Source organism: Bradyrhizobium elkanii USDA 76, assembly GCF_023278185.1.
In the GTDB taxonomy this organism is placed as follows: Bacteria; Pseudomonadota; Alphaproteobacteria; order Rhizobiales; family Xanthobacteraceae; genus Bradyrhizobium; species Bradyrhizobium elkanii.
Window position 1 is genome coordinate 8,941,608 of record NZ_CP066356.1, and the last position, 16,607, is coordinate 8,958,214.

Below are 16,607 nucleotides of genomic sequence, written 5' to 3' on the forward strand. Positions count from 1 at the left end.
GCCAGCTTTGGGCGTTCTCTTCCCGCGAACTGCTTCTGGATCGGTGATTATCACTGCCGCATCGCGGCGATCGCGTCCGCGATCGCGATTGTGCGCTTCGCCATCTCGGCGTGCAGGCGCTCGACCATGCGGCCGTCGAGCTGGATCGCGCCGCGCGAGGCGTTCTCCGGCTTCTCGAAGGCGGCTATGATCTTGCGCGCCTCGGCGACCTCAGCCTCGGGCGGCGTGAAGATCGCGTTGCAGGCATCGATGTGGCTCGGATGGATCAGCGTCTTGCCGTCGAAGCCGAGATCGCGGCCCTGCGCGCATTCCTCGGCGAAGCCGTCGACATTGCTGATGTCGCCGTAGGGCCCGTCGAGGATCTCGAGCCCGTGCGCGCGGGTCGCCAGGATGCAATGCGTGATCATCGGGATCATCGCCGCGCGGCCCGGCTTCATCCGGATCCGGGTTTCGCGCGCAATGTCGTTCGGCCCGAACACGAAGCCGGCGAGCCGGGTTTCGGAATCCTTCGATGCCGCGGCCAGCTTGTCGGCGTCGAGCACCGCGCGCGCGGTTTCGATCATCGCCCAGACCCGGATCGAGGCAGGCGCATTGATGTCGCTGAGGCGATCGGCGACGGCGTTGAGATCGTCGACGGTCGAAATCTTGGGAACCAGGATCCCGTCTGGCTGCGCCTTGCCGGCCATGCTGATGTCGTCGACCCACCAGGGCGTGTCGAGCGCGTTGATGCGGATCAGGACCTCGCGCTTGCCAAAGCCCTTGGCCGCGACCGCCTTGGCGATCTGCTCCCGGGCTGTGGCCTTGGCGTCGGGAGCCACGGAATCCTCCAGGTCGAGGATAATGCCGTCCGCCGCCAGCGTCCGGGCCTTTTCCAGCGCCCGTGCATTCGATCCCGGCATGAACAACAGGCTGCGGCGCGGACGGGTCATCGACATTCTCCTGGGGGCTTGGGCTCCGCCAGTGTCCATTGTTTGGGCATCGGGCGGAACCATTCTTCAACGCTGCCGTATCATCTCAGGCCACACGCCGAAAGTCTTGTTCCCGTTACCCGCATGTGGTTAGCCAGAGGCCATGAAATTCTTTCCGAAGCAGTTGATCGACGGCTACCGGACGTTCGCGACCCAGCGGCTGCCGACCGAACAGTCGCGATATCGCGACCTGTCGGAGCGCGGGCAGTTTCCCGAGACCATGGTGATCGGCTGCTGCGATTCCCGCGTCTCGCCGGAGGTGATCTTCGACGCCGGCCCCGGCGAATTGTTCGTGGTCCGCAACATCGCGAACCTGGTTCCGGTCTATCAACCCGACAGCAACGCCCATGGCGTCTCGGCCGCGCTGGAATACGCCGTGACCGTTTTGAAGGTGAAGAATATCGTGGTGCTGGGCCACGCGCAGTGCGGCGGCATCCGCGCCTTCGTCGACAAGATCAAGCCACTCACCCCCGGCGACTTCATCGGCAAATGGATGCAGATGTTCATCAAGCCCGGCGAAGTCGTCGAGCAACGCGAGCATGAGACGATGCAGGACTTCGTCGTCCGCATCGAGAAGGCCGCGGTGTTCCGCTCGCTGGAGAACCTGATGACCTTCCCGTTCGTGCGCGAGCGCGTGGAGAGCGGCGAGATGCAGCTGCACGGCGCCTATTTCGGCGTCGCCGAAGGCTCGCTGTTCGTGCTCGACCGGGTCGCGAAGGAATTCATCAGCGTCCGCGACCAGCTGCAATCAGGCGGATAGCGTCTCTACTCCCCGCCGTGATGGCCGCTACCCCAGCGGTCGGAGATCGCGAGCATGAAGGCCGAGACCACGAACACCAGGTGCACGCCGACCAGCCAGGCGAGCTTGCTGGGATCGAAGACGGTATCGATGTTCATGAACGCCTTCAGCACCTGAATGGCCGAGATCGCGACGATCGACGCCAGCAGTTTTTGCTTCAGGCCGCCGAAATCGACCTTGGTCATCCAGTCCGGCCAATCCGGGTGCCCTTCCGGATCGATCTTCGAGACGAAGTTCTCGTAACCGGAAAACACCACGATCAGGATCAGATTGCCGGTCAGCGATATATCGATCAGCGCGAGCACGCCGAGGATGATGTCGGATTCCTTGGCATCCGGCACATGCAGGATGAAGTGCCACAGCTCCATGCAGAACTTGAGCAGCAATGCCGCGAGGCTGATGACGAGGCCGAAATAGAACGGCGCCATCAGCCAGCGGCTGTTGAAGAGCAGGCTTTCGAAGCTTCTTTCGACGCGCTTCAGCGTCGGATTGGGCCGGTAGGTCGCCGGTTCTTCCGCTTCCGCCATGGCACGCGCTTCCCGATTTCCGCTGCTAGGCCGCCTTCCGCTTCGCGGTGATCAGCTTGCGGTTGATCAGGACCTCGGCGATCTGCACGGCATTGAGCGCCGCGCCCTTGCGCAGATTGTCCGACACGCACCAGAACGACAGGCCGTTCTCCACCGTCGCGTCCTCGCGGATGCGGCTGATATAGGTGGCGTCCTCGCCGGCGGCCTCATAGGGCGTGACGTAACCGCCCGGCTCGTGCTTGTCGATCACGAGGCAGCCCGGCGCATTGCGCAGGATGTTGCGCGCCTCGTCCGGCGTGATCGGATTGGCGAACTCGACGTTGACGGCTTCGGAGTGACCGACGAAGACCGGCACGCGCACGCAGGTCGCGGCGAGCTTGATCTTCGGATCGAGGATCTTCTTGGTCTCCGCCATCATCTTCCACTCTTCCTTCGTGTAGCCGTCTTCCATGAAGACGTCGATCTGAGGAATGACGTTGAAGGCGATGCGCTTCGGAAACTTCTTATTGACCAGCTCGTCATTGGTGTAGACGGCCTTGGTCTGCGAGAACAATTCGTCCATCGCGTCCTTGCCGGCGCCCGACACCGATTGATAGGTCGAGACCACGACGCGCGTGATCGTCGCCTTGTCGTGCAGCGGCTTCAGCGCGACCACGAGCTGCGCGGTCGAGCAGTTCGGGTTGGCGATGATGTTCTTCTTGGTGAAGCCGGCGGTCGCGTCCGCGTTCACCTCGGGCACGATCAGCGGCACGTCGGGGTCCATGCGCCAGGCCGAGGAGTTGTCGATCACGACCGCGCCGGCGGCGCCGATCTTGGGCGACCATTCCTTGGAGACCGAACCACCGGCCGACATCAGGCAGATGTCGATGTCGGAGAAGTCATAGTGCTCGAGCGCCTTCACCTTCAGCGTGCGGTCGCCATAGGAGACCTCGATGCCGACGCTGCGGCGCGAGGCCAGCACGACGACCTCGTCGGCGGGGAATTTGCGCTCGTCGAGAATGTTGAGCATTTCGCGCCCGACATTGCCGGTCGCTCCGACCACCGCGACTTTGTAACCCATCGTTCACTCTCCGACGAAAAATGCCCGTTCCCCCGCAAGCTGCGGAAAGGGAAGAGGCAGCGCTTCTATGCGAGAAAGCCCGTCAAGACAACGTTGCGCAAGCTTTTGAGCGTTTTGATGCGTTTATTTCGGGCCGATCCGGCCGCGCCCCATCATACGAGAAATCCGTCAGCACTGACGAGCTTCGTCGACGAGGTATACGCCACGCTCTCCCGGCTGTTCGCCTATGTCGCCGTGCTCGCGCTGTTCGTCGTCCTCGGCAACTATCTATGGAAGCAGCTGCCCGACGCAACGGCGATGGCGGCCCCTGCCGCCGCGAGTTGGAGCCCAGCCGGCCGCACGGCGCCGGCGTTTGCCGTGAGCCGGCTCGATCTGCAAGATAAAACAGAGGCTTACGAGATTTTCCGGCACCCCGAGGGCGGCCGCAAGGACGTCTTCCGCTGGGCCGACGCCGACGGTGCACCGGTCGCTGAGCTGGAAATCTACCGCCCCGGCGGCGAGGCCATGGGGCCTGCGGTCACCGAGATTGCCGGGCGGCTCGACCCGAACGGCGTCCGCGAGCTCGAGGCGGCCGGCATCGTCGACAGCAAGTTCGGCAGCGTCACCCTGCTGCGCCCGGGACGGCAGGACGGCGACGGCGCCTGCCTCGGCTTCCTCAAGCAGGCCGACGCGCCCGACCTCCGGATCTCCGGCTGGACCTGCCAGGGCACCAGCCTGCCGGCGCGGCGCGCCGCGATCGTCTGCATGCTGAACCGCCTGACGCTGCTGGCCGCGGGCAACGATCCGCGGCTCGCCGCCCTGTTCGCACATGCCGAGCTCAAGCGCACCGACTGCGTTACCTCCGGCGCGCCGGCCTTGTCGGCCGACTGGGTGATGGGCAGCGAGAACCCGCGCCTGCGCGGCGCCCTTTGATGGCGAGACCGTGGCAAGGCACTGGTTCTCATGAAACTTTTGCGCTTGGACACGCATTATCTCGGCCGGTGTGGCGCAATTGACCTAGTGACGGCCTCCCCACCATGGCTACAATGTGTTCCGAGTGATTTTGGCGGACGCGCCAGCCCCCGACGGGGCCGTAATGACGAGGATGCGATGACCTTGAAATTCCCTGCCGCGAACAAGCTCGTGGTGTTGCTTGCCGCGGCTGCCGTCACCGCAACCGCGTTCGGCATGACCGCGGCCAGCGCGCAGAGCCCGGCCAAGCGCAAGCAGCAGGAGCAGTATGACCGCGACGGCCGCCGCTATTACGGCGCGCAGGGTCCGAACCGCGTCTATCAGCAGGGTCCGCGCACCCGCGTTTACGTCACCACGCGCTCGTGGCTCGACGCCGGCACCGAAGTGCTGCCGGGCGATCGCAAGTTTAACGACTACGCCTATCCGCCGGAGATCGGCTACCCCACGTTCGCACGCGAGAACAACAACCGCCCGATCGATCGCCAGCCGCTCAGCACGCCGGCCGATCTCGGCGGCTATCCGCGGAATTTCCCGCTGTACTGAGACGTCTCACTCGGCGTCGTCCCGGCGAAGGCCGGGACCCATACGCCGCGGCCTCTCGATCTGAAAACATTGTTCGCCGATCTTCGTAACCATCGGCGTCGGTGGTTGTGGGTCCCGGCCTTCGCCGGGACGACATCGTGTTTGTGTCAGCCGCGCGCCCTACGCGTGCAGCTTCTGCAATTCCTTCAGGATCGCCTCGCCCATCTGGCTCGTGCTGGCTGCCGTGGTGCCTTCCGACTTGATGTCGGCGGTGCGCAGGCCGCTGGCGAGCACGGCCGCGATCGCGGCATCGACCTTGTCGGCGAGCTCGCCCATGTCGAACGAATAGCGCAGCGCCATGCCGAACGACGAGATCATCGCGATCGGGTTGGCGAGGCCTCGGCCTGCGATATCGGGCGCCGAGCCGTGAACCGGCTCGAACAGCGAGCGCCGCTTCTTCGTCTTCGCGTCGACTTCGCCGAGCGAGGCCGACGGCAGCATGCCGAGCGAGCCGGTCAGCATCGCCGCGATGTCGGACAGCATGTCGCCGAACAGATTGTCCGTCACGATGACGTCGAACTGCTTCGGCGCCTTGACGAGGTTCATCCCGCCGGAATCGGCGAGCTGGTGCTCGAGCGTGACGTCCTTGTATTCGCGCGCATGGACCTGGGTCATGACCTCGTTCCAGAGCACGCCCGACTTCATGACGTTGCGCTTCTCCATCGACGTCACCTTGTTGCGGCGCTTGCGCGCCAGGTCGAAGGCGACGCGGCCGATACGCTCGATCTCGTAGGTGTCGTAGACCTGGGTGTCGACCGCGCGCTTCTGGCCGTTGCCGAGATCGGTGATGGTCTTCGGTTCGCCGAAATAGACGCCGCCGGTGAGCTCGCGGACGATCATGATGTCGAGACCCTCGACCACGTCGCGCTTCAGGCTCGAGGCCTCGGCGAGCGCCGGGTAGCACACCGCCGGGCGCAGATTGGCGAACAGGCCGAGATCCTTGCGCAGCCGCAGCAGGCCGGCCTCGGGACGCACCTCATAGGGCACGTTGTCCCACTTCGGGCCGCCGACCGCGCCGAAGATCACGGCGTCCGCCGCCGTCGCCTTGGCCATGTCGCCCTCGGAGATCGACACCTTGTGGGCGTCATAGGCGGAGCCGCCGACCAGGCCCTGCTCGGTCTCGAACTTCGCGATGCCCTGCGCATTCAGCCAGTCGATCACGCGTTGCACCTCGGCCATCACTTCGGGGCCGATGCCGTCGCCGGGGAGAAGCAGCAGTTTATGGGTCGCCATGATGTTACCTCGAGCTAATCGTTGTTGTCGTTGCCGGGCAAGAGCGCGAAGCGCGTCCTCGCACAGATGACCCGGCAATCCATCCCGCTTCGAAAGGCCTCTCTGAAGATGGATGGATGCCCGGGTCGAGCCCGGGCATGACGAGCGGGGAAATCCGGCCGGAGTGCTAAAACGCCGGAGCCGGATTGGCAAGGCACCCCGGATCGGCCCAGAATGGCCCCAACGAGCAACCCGCGCCCCAAGAAGCTAACAAGAAGCCAACAAGACGGACCTCATGACCGCAGCCATCGTCTACGCCTTCGCCTCGGCGATTTTCCTCGGCGCCGGAGTGGTACTGGCGCAGCTCGGCCTGCGCACCGTCGAGCCGCTGTCGGGCGCCGCGATCAGCGTGCCCTCTTTCACCCTGTTGTTCCTGGTGCTCTCGCCGCTGATCCTGCACGGCGAGCCGGTGGTCTGGGGCGCCCTGCCGATCTTCATGGCGATCGGGCTGTTCTTCCCGGCCTCGCTGACGCTCCTGACCTTTGCGTCGAACCGGGCGCTGGGACCGGTCATCACCTCGACCTTGGGCAATCTGGCGCCACTGTTTGCGGTCACCGCCGCCGTGGTGCTGCTGCACGAGCCCTTGCTGCCGCAGCAGCTCATCGGGCTCGTCGTCGCGGTCGCGGGCGCCGCCATCATCACCGTGACGAGGCCGCGCGATCTCGGCCATTGGCGCAGCTGGGCCCTGCTGCTGCCGCTCGCCAGTGCCCTGGTGCGCGGCATCGTGCCGCCGATCGCCAAGCTCGGCCTTGCGATCTGGCCAAGCCCGCTATGGGCCTGCCTGGTCGGCTATGTCATGTCCTCGCTGGTGGTGCTGACCGTGCAACGGGTCCGCAAGGGCAGCTTCATGGTGCAGGCGCCGCGCGAGGGCCGATTCTGGTTCGCGCTGACCGGGATCAGCAACGGGCTCAGCGCGCTCAGCCTGTTCGCCGCGGTCCGCAACGGCCCGATCACGCTGGTGGCGCCGCTCGCCGCGATCTATCCGCTGGTCACCGTGGTGATGAGCGCGATGATGCTCAAGCATGTCGAGATCACCGCGCGGATCGTCGGCGGCACCCTGCTGACCGTGATCGGCGTCGCGCTGGTCCTGATTGCCTGATACGCAAGACAGTGTTGCGGGCGTCGGCGCTGGGCAGCGTCGCCGCGGCCTGCCACAATGGCCCTATTGCCGGAGTGAATTGTGAGAGCCCCCGCCCCGTCCTACCCGCATCCCGCGCGGCTGATCCTGATTCTGTCGCTTGCACCGACGGTCGGCCTCGGAATCGGCCGCTTTGCCTATTCGCTGGTGCTGCCCGACATGCGCGAGCAGCTGGCCTGGTCGTATTCGGCCGCCGGCTTCATGAACACGATCAATGCCGCCGGCTATCTGGCCGGCGCGCTGCTCGCCTCGCGCCTGATCGAACGCTTCGGACTTGCCGCATCGGTGCGCTGGTCGACGCTGGCCTGCGCGCTGTCGCTGGCGCTTTGCGCCCTCTCGGGCAATTTCGTGGTGCTGAGTTTTGCCCGCCTGCTGGTGGGCTTCGCCGCCGCGATCGGCTTCGTCGGCGGCGGTGCGCTCGCGGCGACCATCGCGCAATCGCGACCGGAACGCGCGAACTTCCTGCTCAGCCTGTTCTATGCCGGGCCGGGCGTCGGCATCCTCGCATCCGGCTTGATCGCGCCCTTCGTGCTGCAGGGTTTCGGCGCAGGCTCGTGGTGGATCGTGTGGTGGGCGATGACGCTGCTTTCCGCGATCATGATCGTGCCGCTGATGCTGGCGCCGCTCCACGCCGACGCCGCCGCCGGCGGCATCGTGCGGACCCAGTTCGCTGTGATGCCGGTCCTGATCTACCTCGCCGCCTATTTCCTGTTCGGTGCCGGCTACATCGCCTACATGACCTTCATGATCGCCTATGTCCGCGACGGCGGCGGCGGCGCGGCTGCACAGAGCGCGTTCTGGAGCCTGATCGGCGTCAGCGCATTCGTGACGCCCTGGGTCTGGGGGCGGGTGCTGGCGCTCGACCGCGGCGGGCTCGCCACCACCATCATCCTCGGCGTCAACGCGCTCGGCGCCAGCCTGCCGATCTTCGGGCATTCGCCGCTGCTGCTTGCGATCTCGGCGCTGGTGTTCGGCGTCGCCTTCTTCGCCGTGGTCGGCTCGACCACCGCCTTCGTGCGTTTCAACTACCCGCCGCAATCCTGGCCGACCGCGATCGCGGCGATGACCATCGCCTTCGGCATCGGCCAGACGCTCGGACCGATCGTGGTCGGCGCCATCACCGACGCGGTCGGCAGCCTGTCATTTGCGTTGAACGTCTCGGCTGCGATGCTCGCGCTCGGCGCGCTGCTATCGGCGTTTCAGAGGAAAGTCCCGTCCCAGCGTCGTCCCGGCGAAGGCCGGGACCCATAACCACAGCTGGTTGTGATGGAAGGAAGCGTCTCCCCTTGTGCCTATTCCCGCGGCCGCGGGGTATCGGTCCCGGCTTTCGCCGGGACGACAGCGAGTCAACTCCCGCTGAACGAATTGTAGCCCTGGTCTTCCCAGTAGCCGCCCTTGTAGTCGTTGGTGACTTCCATCGAGAGCACGTATTTCGGGTTCTTGAAGCCGAGCTTGGTCGGGACCCGGATCTTCATCGGAAAGCCGTAGGCGCGCGGCAGGATCTCGTCGGCAAACTTGAACGTCATCTGGGTCTGCGGATGCAGCGCCGAGCGCATGTCGAGCGGCGAGTTATAGCCGTCCTTGTCGGCGCACTGGAACCAGACATATTTGGCGCGGGTGTCGGCACCGACCAGCTTGAGGAAATCGCGCAAGGGCGTGCCGGTCCAGCTGCCGATTGCGCTCCAGCCCTCGACGCAGATATGACGCGTCACCTGCTTGACCTGCGGCAGCTTGTACAGTTCGTCGAGCGTCCACGACTTCTTGTTCTCGACCAGCCCGCGCACCTCGAGCTTCCAGTCGGCGCCTGCGATCTCCGGCGCGTCGTCGAGATCGTAATAGGCATTGAACGGGAACGGCTTGGTGATCATGCTCTCGGGAAAGGTCGGCGCCAGCGCATCCGGATTGAACATCCAGGCCTGCACCGCGTCGTTGAACTTCGAGACGTGCTTCAGCATTTCCTCGGCCGACGACGAATCGACCACGTCGCAGCCGGTGAGCAGCGTCAGCGCGCCGAGGCTGGTGCCCGCCGTGATGAAGCGGCGGCGCGTCAGCTCCGGCATCGTCTTCACCGCATCGCGCACGAGCAGCTTCTTGTCGACACCGGGGATCAGGAGCTTGCGGAGACGACCCATGACTACCTCCCTCAAATATCTTTCTTGGGCATGATCAATTCCGAAAACCGGTTTCCACTTTTCGGGATCATGCCCTAGCGTCCAATGATCATGGCGCGCAGGCTCTTCGGCACCAGCAGCGCGAGCGCGACATGGATCACCAGGAAGGCGACGATCAGCGCCATGCAGGTGAAGTGAACATAACGGGCGAAATCGTAGCCGCCGAACAGCGACACCAGCCAGTGCAACTGCACCGGCTTCCACATCGACAGGCCGGACAGCACGATGACGACGCCGACGATGATGATGCCGGCATAGAGCAGTTTCTGCACCGAATTGTATTTGCTGAGGTCGTCGTGCGACAGCTTGAAGGTCAGCGCCGCCTTGGTGTCGGCAATCACGCCGCCGGGGGTGATCGGCAGCAGCTTCTTGCGGAAGCGGCCGGTGGCAAATCCCAGCGCCAGATAGACCAGGCCGTTGACCATCAACAGCCACATCGCGGCGAAGTGCCAGAGCAGCGCACCCCCGAGCCAGCCGCCGAGCGTGATGCTCCGCGAGAAGGTGAAGCCAAACAGCGGCGAGGCGTTGTAGATCTGCCAGCCGGACATGATCATCAGGATCATCGCGAAGGCGTTGATCCAATGCACCATGCGCACCCAGACCGGCTGGATCGCCTTCGCGGGCGCCGCGGTCTCTGCCTGGTGGTCGCTGACGGCAAGGCTCGTCATGGGATATCTCTGCTCGTGGTCGTTACCGGGTTATACGCCCGGAACCGGCGTTCCGTTACGGGGTCGCGCACCATCAGTTCGATATACGCCACCTGATATGGTCACAAAAATGCGAGCCGGAGCGAGGCGCCGGCTCGCGATGTCGCGGGTCCCTTGAGGGACTAAATCAGGCCGCCAGGTGTCACGTCGCCGGCATCAGCACGGTGTCGACCACATGGATGACGCCGTTCGACTGGTTGACGTTGGAGATCGTCACCATCGAGCTGCCGCCCTTGGCATCGACGATCCAGACCTTGCCGTCCTGCTTCTTCACGGTCAGTTCCTCGCCCTCGGCGGTCTTCAGCTTCTTGCCGTCGGTGAGGTCGGAGGCCTCGAGCTTGCCCGGCACCACATGGTAGGTGAGGATCTTGGTCAGCGTCGCCTTGTTCTCGGGCTTGACCAGGGTATCGACGGTTCCGGCCGGCAGCTTGCCGAACGCGGCATTGGTCGGCGCGAACACCGTGAACGGGCCCTTGCCTTCCAGCGTGCCGACCAGGCCCGCGGCCTTCACCGCAGCGACGAGCGTGGTGTGATCCTTCGAATTGACGGCGTTCTGCACGATGTTCTTCGACGGGAACATCGCGGCGCCGCCGACCATCACGGTCTTTTCCTCGGCGCGGACCGGCGCCACGACGGTGGCCGTGATCGCAAGCGCGCAGAACGCGGCGGCGGTGAGATAGGCAATACGCTTCGACATGGTTTCGTCTCCCGATGAGTAGGCCGACCGGCGAGGCTTCGCCGGCGTTGAAGGGGCAACAACGGCGCGTGCTGGTTGATGAGTGCGTCGTCGTTGGCCGAGCTACGGCAGGTTTTCCGGACGGTTTCCGGAAATAATTCTTTGTGATTGTTGAAACCGGCCGGCGCGCGCTGCGTACACGCGACGCCTCGCGCAGCCCGCCACGCATTCCATTCAGCGGAATGGACGCGTGCGCTGCCGCGAGCAATTTGCTTGCCGCAGCCAGCTGATTGGTTCAGCTTGAGGTTGCGGCACGGCTTCGCAGAAAGCGGCCGCGGGGAGGCATCATGAGCAGCATCACGGCTGACGGCCACGCCGCACCTGCGGTGAACGATGCAAGCATCGACATCGGTCCGCTCGAGCAGAAGCACCTGCAATACGCCAACTACCGCGCGGTCGCGGACACAACCGAGATCACGAAAACGCATTGGCACATCGCCACCGCCAACGCGCTCGGCTGGGGCTTTGACGGCATGGACGGCGTGATCTTCGCGCTGATCTCGCCGATGGTGATCAAGGAATTTTCGCTGAGCCTGCCGGAGTACCGCTCCGGCATGCAGATCGCGCTGTTCGTCGGCATCGCCGGGCTGTATTTCTGGCCATGGCTCGCCGACCGCTACGGTCGCCGCACGCTGCTCGCCGTCAATATCGCGCTGTTCTCGCTTCTGATGCCGGTCGCGGCGATGTCGCCGACCTTTGCGGTGTTCGTGATCGCGCGCTCGCTGTTGTTCTTCGCGCTCAACGGCGAATGGTCGCTCGGCTCGATGCTGGTCGCGGAAACCTGGCCGGCCCGGCTCCGCGGCCGCGTCATCAGCATCACCCGCTCGGCCTGGTGCCTCGGCGCCACGCTCGCCGGCGCGATCACCGGGCTCGTCGCCGCCAATTTCGGCTGGCGCATCGCGGTCATGGTGCCCGGCGTGATCGCGCTGCTCGCGATCTATATCCGCTCCACCTGCCCGGAATCGCCCTATTGGGTGCGCGCGCAGGACCGCAAGCGGCGCATCTCCGAGACGCTGGCGCGCGGCGGCACGGTCAGCACCGAAGACAGCGCTTGGTTCGGCAAGGCCAAGTCGGTCGGCATCCGCCAGGTGTTCATGCCCGACGTGCTGCCCGCCACGCTTGTCGCGCTGTTCGTCGCCTGCGCCTCGACCTGCATCTACGGCACGGTCGGCGCCTGGATGCCGCTGTATCTAGCGACCGAGAAGCACTGGTCGACCGCCGAATACAGCCTGTTCTACGTGTTCTACGGGCTGTGCGGCTTCCTTGGCTTGTGTCTGGTCGGCTGGCTGATCGACAAGATCGGCCGCCGCCGCACCTTCATCATCACCCTGATCGAGGGCGCGATCTTCATGACGCTCTGGGTCTATTCCGAGGACCGCGTGCTGCTGTGGGCGTTCGGGCTCGCCTGGTGTCTCGGCTTCCTCGGCTTCTGGGGCCCGAGCACGACGCTGACCGCGGAGATCTTCCCGACCCGGATCCGCGGCGCCGCCAACGGCGTGGTCTGGGCGATCGCCTATTTCGTCGGCTTCGTGCTGTTTCCCTTCGTCTCGATCGCGCTCCAGCAGCACACCGGCTCGTTCGCGCTGTCGTTCCTGTGCATCCCCGTGCTGATGATCGCGATGGCGATCGGCGTGTTCCTGTTCGTGCCGGAGCATACCGGCAAGGAATTGAACGAGATCATCGAGTGACGTAGACCGCAGAACCATCCACGCCGTCGTCCCGGCCAAGCGAAGCGCGAGCCGGACCCATAACCACGCATGGCCGTTATCAGGCGTCGCTGGAGCCACAGCGCGCCCAACAACTCGACCCTGTGGTTATGGGTCCGGCTTTCGCCGGGACGACTCGTTGTGAGAGCTACTCTAATCCCTGTTCGCCGGCGTCTGGATGAAACCGCGGTTGTGGGTCGGGCTGATCAGGATCTCGTTCATGCAGACCCGCGCCGGCATGCTCGCGACGAAGGCGATGGTGCGGCCGCAATCCTCCGGCTGCAGCATCTTGGCCTGCTCGGCTTCGCTCGGCACCACCGGCCGCTGCTTCAGGATCGGGGTGGCGACCTCGCCCGGCGACAGGCAGCAGGCGCGCAGGCCGTTGACGCATTCGTCCATGTTGAAGGAATGGGTCAGCGCCAGCACCGCGTGCTTGGTCGTGGTGTAGGCCGGGCCCGGCATCTTCGAGACGTGGCGGCCGGCCCAGGAGGCGACGTTGATGATGCAGCCGTCCTTCTGCTTGCGCATCGTCGGCAGCACCGCGCGCATGCAGTAGAGCACGCCGTTGAGGTTGATCTCGACCAGCTTGTCCCAGCCTTCCAGTTCCATGTCGGCCCAGCTGCGCTTCGGCACGTTGATGCCGGCGCTGTTGACCAAAAGGTCGATGCGGCCGTGCTTGCCGACGATCGTCTCGGCGGCCTTGTTGACATCAGTCTTGTTGCTGACATCGAGCGGGATCGCCTCGGCCTTGCCGCCCTTTTTGGTGATGTTGGCCACCACGCGGTCGAGCTCTTCCTTGCGGCGGCCGGAGACCACCACCGTCCAGCCGTCCGCGGCCAGGAACTCGGCCCCGGATTCGCCGATTCCAGTGCCGCCGCCGGTGACCCAAGCCACGCGTTTCCCATTATTTGTCATGCAAACTGTCTCCGTTGCTTTCTGAAGGGCGTTTTTGCTAATCCAGCCGAAGTCTTCCGGCCCTTCGCCCCTCGGGGAATCTTTGCATGAACACGACCACCAACGCCAATCTGTTTTCCCGCCTGTTCGACGGCCTCGACGACCCCGGCCGGCTCGCGATCGAGCAGCTCGACGGCAGCCGCATCTCCTATGGCGATCTGATCGCGCGCGCAGGCCAGATGGCGAACGTGCTGGTTGAGCGCGGCGTCAAGCCGGGCGACCGCGTCGCGGCGCAGACCGAGAAGTCGGTTTCGGCCCTGGTGCTGTATCTCGCCACCGTGCGCGCCGGCGGCGTCTATCTGCCGCTCAACACCGCCTATACGCTGAACGAGCTCGAATACTTCATCACCGATGCCGAGCCGGCGCTGGTGGTCTGCGATCCTTCCAAGCAGGACGGCATCAAGGCGATCGCCGCCAAGGTGGGCGCCAAGGTCGAGACACTCGATGCCAGCGGCAAAGGCTCGCTGACCGAAGCCGCCGACAAGGCGGCGAAGGAATTCGCCACGGTGCCGCGCGGCAACAACGATCTCGCCGCGATCCTCTACACGTCAGGCACCACCGGGCGCTCCAAGGGCGCGATGCTGTCGCACGACAATCTGGCCTCGAACTCGTACTCGCTGGTCGACTACTGGCGCTTCAGCGACAAGGACGTGCTGATCCACGCGCTGCCGATCTATCATACCCACGGCCTGTTCGTGGCCAGCAACGTGACGTTGTTCGCGCGCGCCTCGATGATCTTCCTGCCGAAGTTCGATCCGGACGTGATCATCAAGCTGATGGCCCGCGCCACCGTGATGATGGGCGTGCCGACCTTCTATACCCGCCTGCTGCAGAATCCCGGCCTGAACAAGGACGCGACGGGGCACATGCGGCTGTTCATCTCGGGCTCGGCGCCGCTGCTCGCCGACACCCACCGCGAATGGTCGGCACGTACCGGACACGCCGTGCTCGAGCGCTACGGCATGACCGAGACCAACATGAACACGAGCAACCCCTATGACGGCGACCGCGTGCCCGGCGCGGTCGGCTTCGCGCTGCCCGGCGTCTCGGTGCGGGTCACCGATCCCGAGAGCGGCAAGGAGCTTCCGCGGGAGACCATCGGCATGATCGAGGTCAAGGGCCCGAACGTGTTCCAGGGCTACTGGCGCATGCCGGAGAAGACCAAGGCCGAATTCCGCGGCGACGGCTTCTTCATCACCGGCGACCTCGGCAAGATCGACGACAACGGCTATGTCCACATCCTCGGGCGCGGCAAGGATCTCGTGATCTCCGGCGGCTTCAACGTCTATCCGAAGGAGATCGAGAGCGAGATCGACGCCATGCCGGGCGTGATCGAATCCGCCGTGATCGGCGTGCCGCACGCCGATTTCGGCGAAGGCGTCACCGCCGTCCTGGTGTGCAGCAAGGGCGCCGATGTCAGCGAGGCGTCAGTGCTGAAGGCGCTCGACGGACGGCTGGCGAAGTTCAAGATGCCGAAGCGCGTCTTCGTCGTCGAAGAATTGCCGCGCAACGCGATGGGCAAGGTGCAGAAGAATATTTTGCGCGATACGTATAAGAATATCTACGCGAAGGGATGAAGCCACAAGAACGTCGTGAGGGGTAGATGGAGCGGGAGCAGGCTATCCAGATTAACGATCAACTCGTCATCGCGCACGAGGCGATGAAGAAGGCTCGAATCGCGATTGCGGAGCTCGGAAAGCAGGAGCGGCTTGAATTGGATGGCCCGCTTTATGACCTCCTACTCGAGCTAGAATGGCAGGTGATGCTACCGCTCTACGAACAGTTTCGCGACCTGATGAAGCTGGAGCTTCACGAAGAACTGCCTCCCCCGACCTCCGAACTGAAGTGGAGTGACGTGCGTCTCCCCCGTGGCGCTACGGAAGCTGCGCTCGACGACGTCATCATGTCGGCCCTGACATCGCGATGGCAAAAGGTCGCGATGATTATAGGGGTCGCGATGGCAGACTGCGAGAAACTGAAATTGCCAATAGCTCCTGAAATGATCGGAGCACGCTTGCGATTCCTGTCCCACGCCGATCGGATCGAGGGCGTCGGAGACCTCCGACGGTGGGGTCACAGCGAAGTACGGCTTAAGGACGAGCCGATCAGTGCCCTCCGGCGAGGCTGATCACAAATCGTCCGCCGACAATGAAGAGATAGGCCCCGAACGCCACCTCCAGCGCCCGCTTCGACAGCGCGTGCGCGACCTTGACGCCGAGCGGCGCCGTGACGAGCGTGGTCGGCATCACCAGCAGCGCCCCGATCAGCGAGACGTAACCGAGCGCGAACGGCAGTTGCAGCGCGGTGACGTCGGGAAAGCGCCCGGCGGCGGGCCAGCCGGCATAGACGTAGCCCAGCGCACCGGGGATCGAGATCAGCACCGCGAGCGCCGACGAGGTCGCGACCGCCTGATGGATCGGCCGGCCGTAGAATGTCATCAAGAGGTTGGCGAACAGGCCGCCGCCGATGCCCATCAATGTCGACAGCAGGCCGACGAAGAAGCCGTAGACGCGCATCAAAAAGCCCTTCGGCACGTCGTCGCCGAACTTCCAGGTCTCGCGCGCCAGCAGCAGGCGCGCGGCTGCCGACCACGCCACCAGCACGAATACGATCTTGAACAGCCGCTCCGGCGCGAACCGCGCGGTGACGCTGCCGGCGGCGACGCCGATCACGATCGGCAGCCACCAGCGCTTCAGGATCGCCATGTCGACTGCGCCGCGGCGATAATGCGCACGGAACGAGCTCAGCGAGGTCGGGATGATGATCGCGAGCGATGTGCCGATGCACAGCGGCATCCGCACCTCGAGCGGCACGCCGGCGAGGCGAAAGCATTCGTAGAACACCGGCACCAGGATCGCGCCGCCGCCGATCCCGAACAGCCCGGCAAGAAAGCCGGACAGCGCGCCGACCGCGATCAGCAGCAGCGCAAGCTCGAGCAGTTCCTTGGGATCGAGGCCGGCCATCATGTCCTTCGCAGTATCGATGTAGGGCCACACCAGGTTCTCCGGCGCCGTCCTATGACTGTTCGCGGTGAGC

General features: G+C 64.8%; 17 protein-coding genes. 8 read left to right on the plus strand and 9 right to left on the minus strand.

The window, feature by feature from the left end:
- Positions 1-50: 50 nt before the first annotated feature.
- On the minus strand, positions 51-929 hold the full coding sequence (locus tag JEY66_RS42265; RefSeq protein WP_026192092.1) for an HpcH/HpaI aldolase/citrate lyase family protein: 879 nt from the start codon (positions 927-929) through the stop codon (positions 51-53).
- A gap of 142 nt (positions 930-1,071) precedes the next feature.
- Here JEY66_RS42265 and JEY66_RS42270 point away from each other — a divergent pair, with 142 nt between their 5' ends.
- Positions 1,072-1,728 carry a carbonic anhydrase gene (locus JEY66_RS42270; RefSeq protein ID WP_016847641.1) on the plus strand — a complete coding sequence of 219 codons (657 nt, stop codon included), beginning with the start codon at positions 1,072-1,074 and terminating at the stop codon, positions 1,726-1,728.
- 5 nt (positions 1,729-1,733) lie between these two features.
- Here the strand turns inward: JEY66_RS42270 and JEY66_RS42275 are convergent, their stop codons facing one another.
- Both JEY66_RS42275 and JEY66_RS42280 read right to left on the minus strand, forming a co-directional pair.
- On the minus strand, positions 1,734-2,294 hold the full coding sequence (locus JEY66_RS42275) for a TIGR00645 family protein (RefSeq protein WP_016847642.1): 561 nt from the start codon (positions 2,292-2,294) through the stop codon (positions 1,734-1,736).
- A gap of 25 nt (positions 2,295-2,319) precedes the next feature.
- Positions 2,320-3,354, minus strand: a complete 1,035-nt coding sequence (locus JEY66_RS42280) for an aspartate-semialdehyde dehydrogenase (protein ID WP_016847643.1) — start codon at positions 3,352-3,354, stop codon at positions 2,320-2,322.
- Positions 3,355-3,471: 117 nt separating this feature from the next.
- On the opposite strand from JEY66_RS42280, the gene JEY66_RS42285 reads away from it, so the two are divergent.
- The gene (locus JEY66_RS42285; protein WP_016847644.1) at positions 3,472-4,266 is read left to right on the plus strand and encodes a hypothetical protein; all 795 of its coding nucleotides are present in this window, start codon (positions 3,472-3,474) and stop codon (positions 4,264-4,266) included.
- A 177-nt stretch (positions 4,267-4,443) separates the two neighbouring features.
- Complete coding sequence (locus JEY66_RS42290) at positions 4,444-4,848, plus strand: hypothetical protein (protein ID WP_016847645.1); 405 nt, start codon at positions 4,444-4,446, stop codon at positions 4,846-4,848.
- 159 nt (positions 4,849-5,007) lie between these two features.
- On the opposite strand, the gene leuB is transcribed toward JEY66_RS42290, so the two are convergent.
- On the minus strand, positions 5,008-6,120 hold the full coding sequence (gene leuB, locus JEY66_RS42295) for a 3-isopropylmalate dehydrogenase (RefSeq protein ID WP_018269385.1): 1,113 nt from the start codon (positions 6,118-6,120) through the stop codon (positions 5,008-5,010).
- Between the two features lie 274 nt (positions 6,121-6,394).
- On the opposite strand from leuB, the gene JEY66_RS42300 reads away from it, so the two are divergent.
- Positions 6,395-7,258: an EamA family transporter gene (locus JEY66_RS42300; RefSeq protein WP_018269384.1), complete on the plus strand. Its 864-nt coding sequence runs from the start codon at positions 6,395-6,397 to the stop codon at positions 7,256-7,258.
- An 81-nt stretch (positions 7,259-7,339) separates the two neighbouring features.
- Complete coding sequence (locus JEY66_RS42305) at positions 7,340-8,548, plus strand: YbfB/YjiJ family MFS transporter (protein ID WP_018269383.1); 1,209 nt, start codon at positions 7,340-7,342, stop codon at positions 8,546-8,548.
- Between the two features lie 95 nt (positions 8,549-8,643).
- Here the strand turns inward: JEY66_RS42305 and JEY66_RS42310 are convergent, their stop codons facing one another.
- From JEY66_RS42310 to JEY66_RS42320, 3 genes are all read right to left on the minus strand, one after another.
- Positions 8,644-9,429, minus strand: coding sequence for a molybdopterin-binding protein (locus JEY66_RS42310; protein WP_016840265.1), 786 nt, complete (start codon positions 9,427-9,429; stop codon positions 8,644-8,646).
- 74 nt (positions 9,430-9,503) lie between these two features.
- Positions 9,504-10,136, minus strand: a complete 633-nt coding sequence (locus JEY66_RS42315) for a cytochrome b/b6 domain-containing protein (RefSeq protein WP_016840266.1) — start codon at positions 10,134-10,136, stop codon at positions 9,504-9,506.
- Positions 10,137-10,317: 181 nt separating this feature from the next.
- On the minus strand, positions 10,318-10,872 hold the full coding sequence (locus JEY66_RS42320; RefSeq protein ID WP_016840267.1) for a fasciclin domain-containing protein: 555 nt from the start codon (positions 10,870-10,872) through the stop codon (positions 10,318-10,320).
- Positions 10,873-11,198: 326 nt separating this feature from the next.
- Between JEY66_RS42320 and JEY66_RS42325 the strand changes: the two genes are divergently transcribed.
- Positions 11,199-12,599, plus strand: coding sequence for an MFS transporter (locus JEY66_RS42325; RefSeq protein WP_016840268.1), 1,401 nt, complete (start codon positions 11,199-11,201; stop codon positions 12,597-12,599).
- Positions 12,600-12,770: 171 nt separating this feature from the next.
- On the opposite strand, the gene JEY66_RS42330 is transcribed toward JEY66_RS42325, so the two are convergent.
- Positions 12,771-13,532, minus strand: coding sequence for an SDR family oxidoreductase (locus JEY66_RS42330; RefSeq protein WP_026192091.1), 762 nt, complete (start codon positions 13,530-13,532; stop codon positions 12,771-12,773).
- A gap of 86 nt (positions 13,533-13,618) precedes the next feature.
- Between JEY66_RS42330 and JEY66_RS42335 the strand changes: the two genes are divergently transcribed.
- Together JEY66_RS42335 and JEY66_RS42340 are read left to right on the plus strand one after the other, a co-directional pair.
- Positions 13,619-15,148 (plus strand): malonate--CoA ligase, encoded by a 1,530-nt coding sequence (locus JEY66_RS42335; RefSeq protein WP_016840270.1) that lies wholly within the window; start codon positions 13,619-13,621, stop codon positions 15,146-15,148.
- 26 nt (positions 15,149-15,174) lie between these two features.
- Complete coding sequence (locus JEY66_RS42340) at positions 15,175-15,699, plus strand: DUF3658 domain-containing protein (RefSeq protein ID WP_018269382.1); 525 nt, start codon at positions 15,175-15,177, stop codon at positions 15,697-15,699.
- Here JEY66_RS42340 and JEY66_RS42345 read toward each other — a convergent pair.
- On the minus strand, positions 15,677-16,537 hold the full coding sequence (locus tag JEY66_RS42345) for a sulfite exporter TauE/SafE family protein (RefSeq protein WP_026192090.1): 861 nt from the start codon (positions 16,535-16,537) through the stop codon (positions 15,677-15,679). The genes JEY66_RS42340 and JEY66_RS42345 overlap by 23 nt on opposite strands.
- Positions 16,538-16,607: the final 70 nt, after the last annotated feature.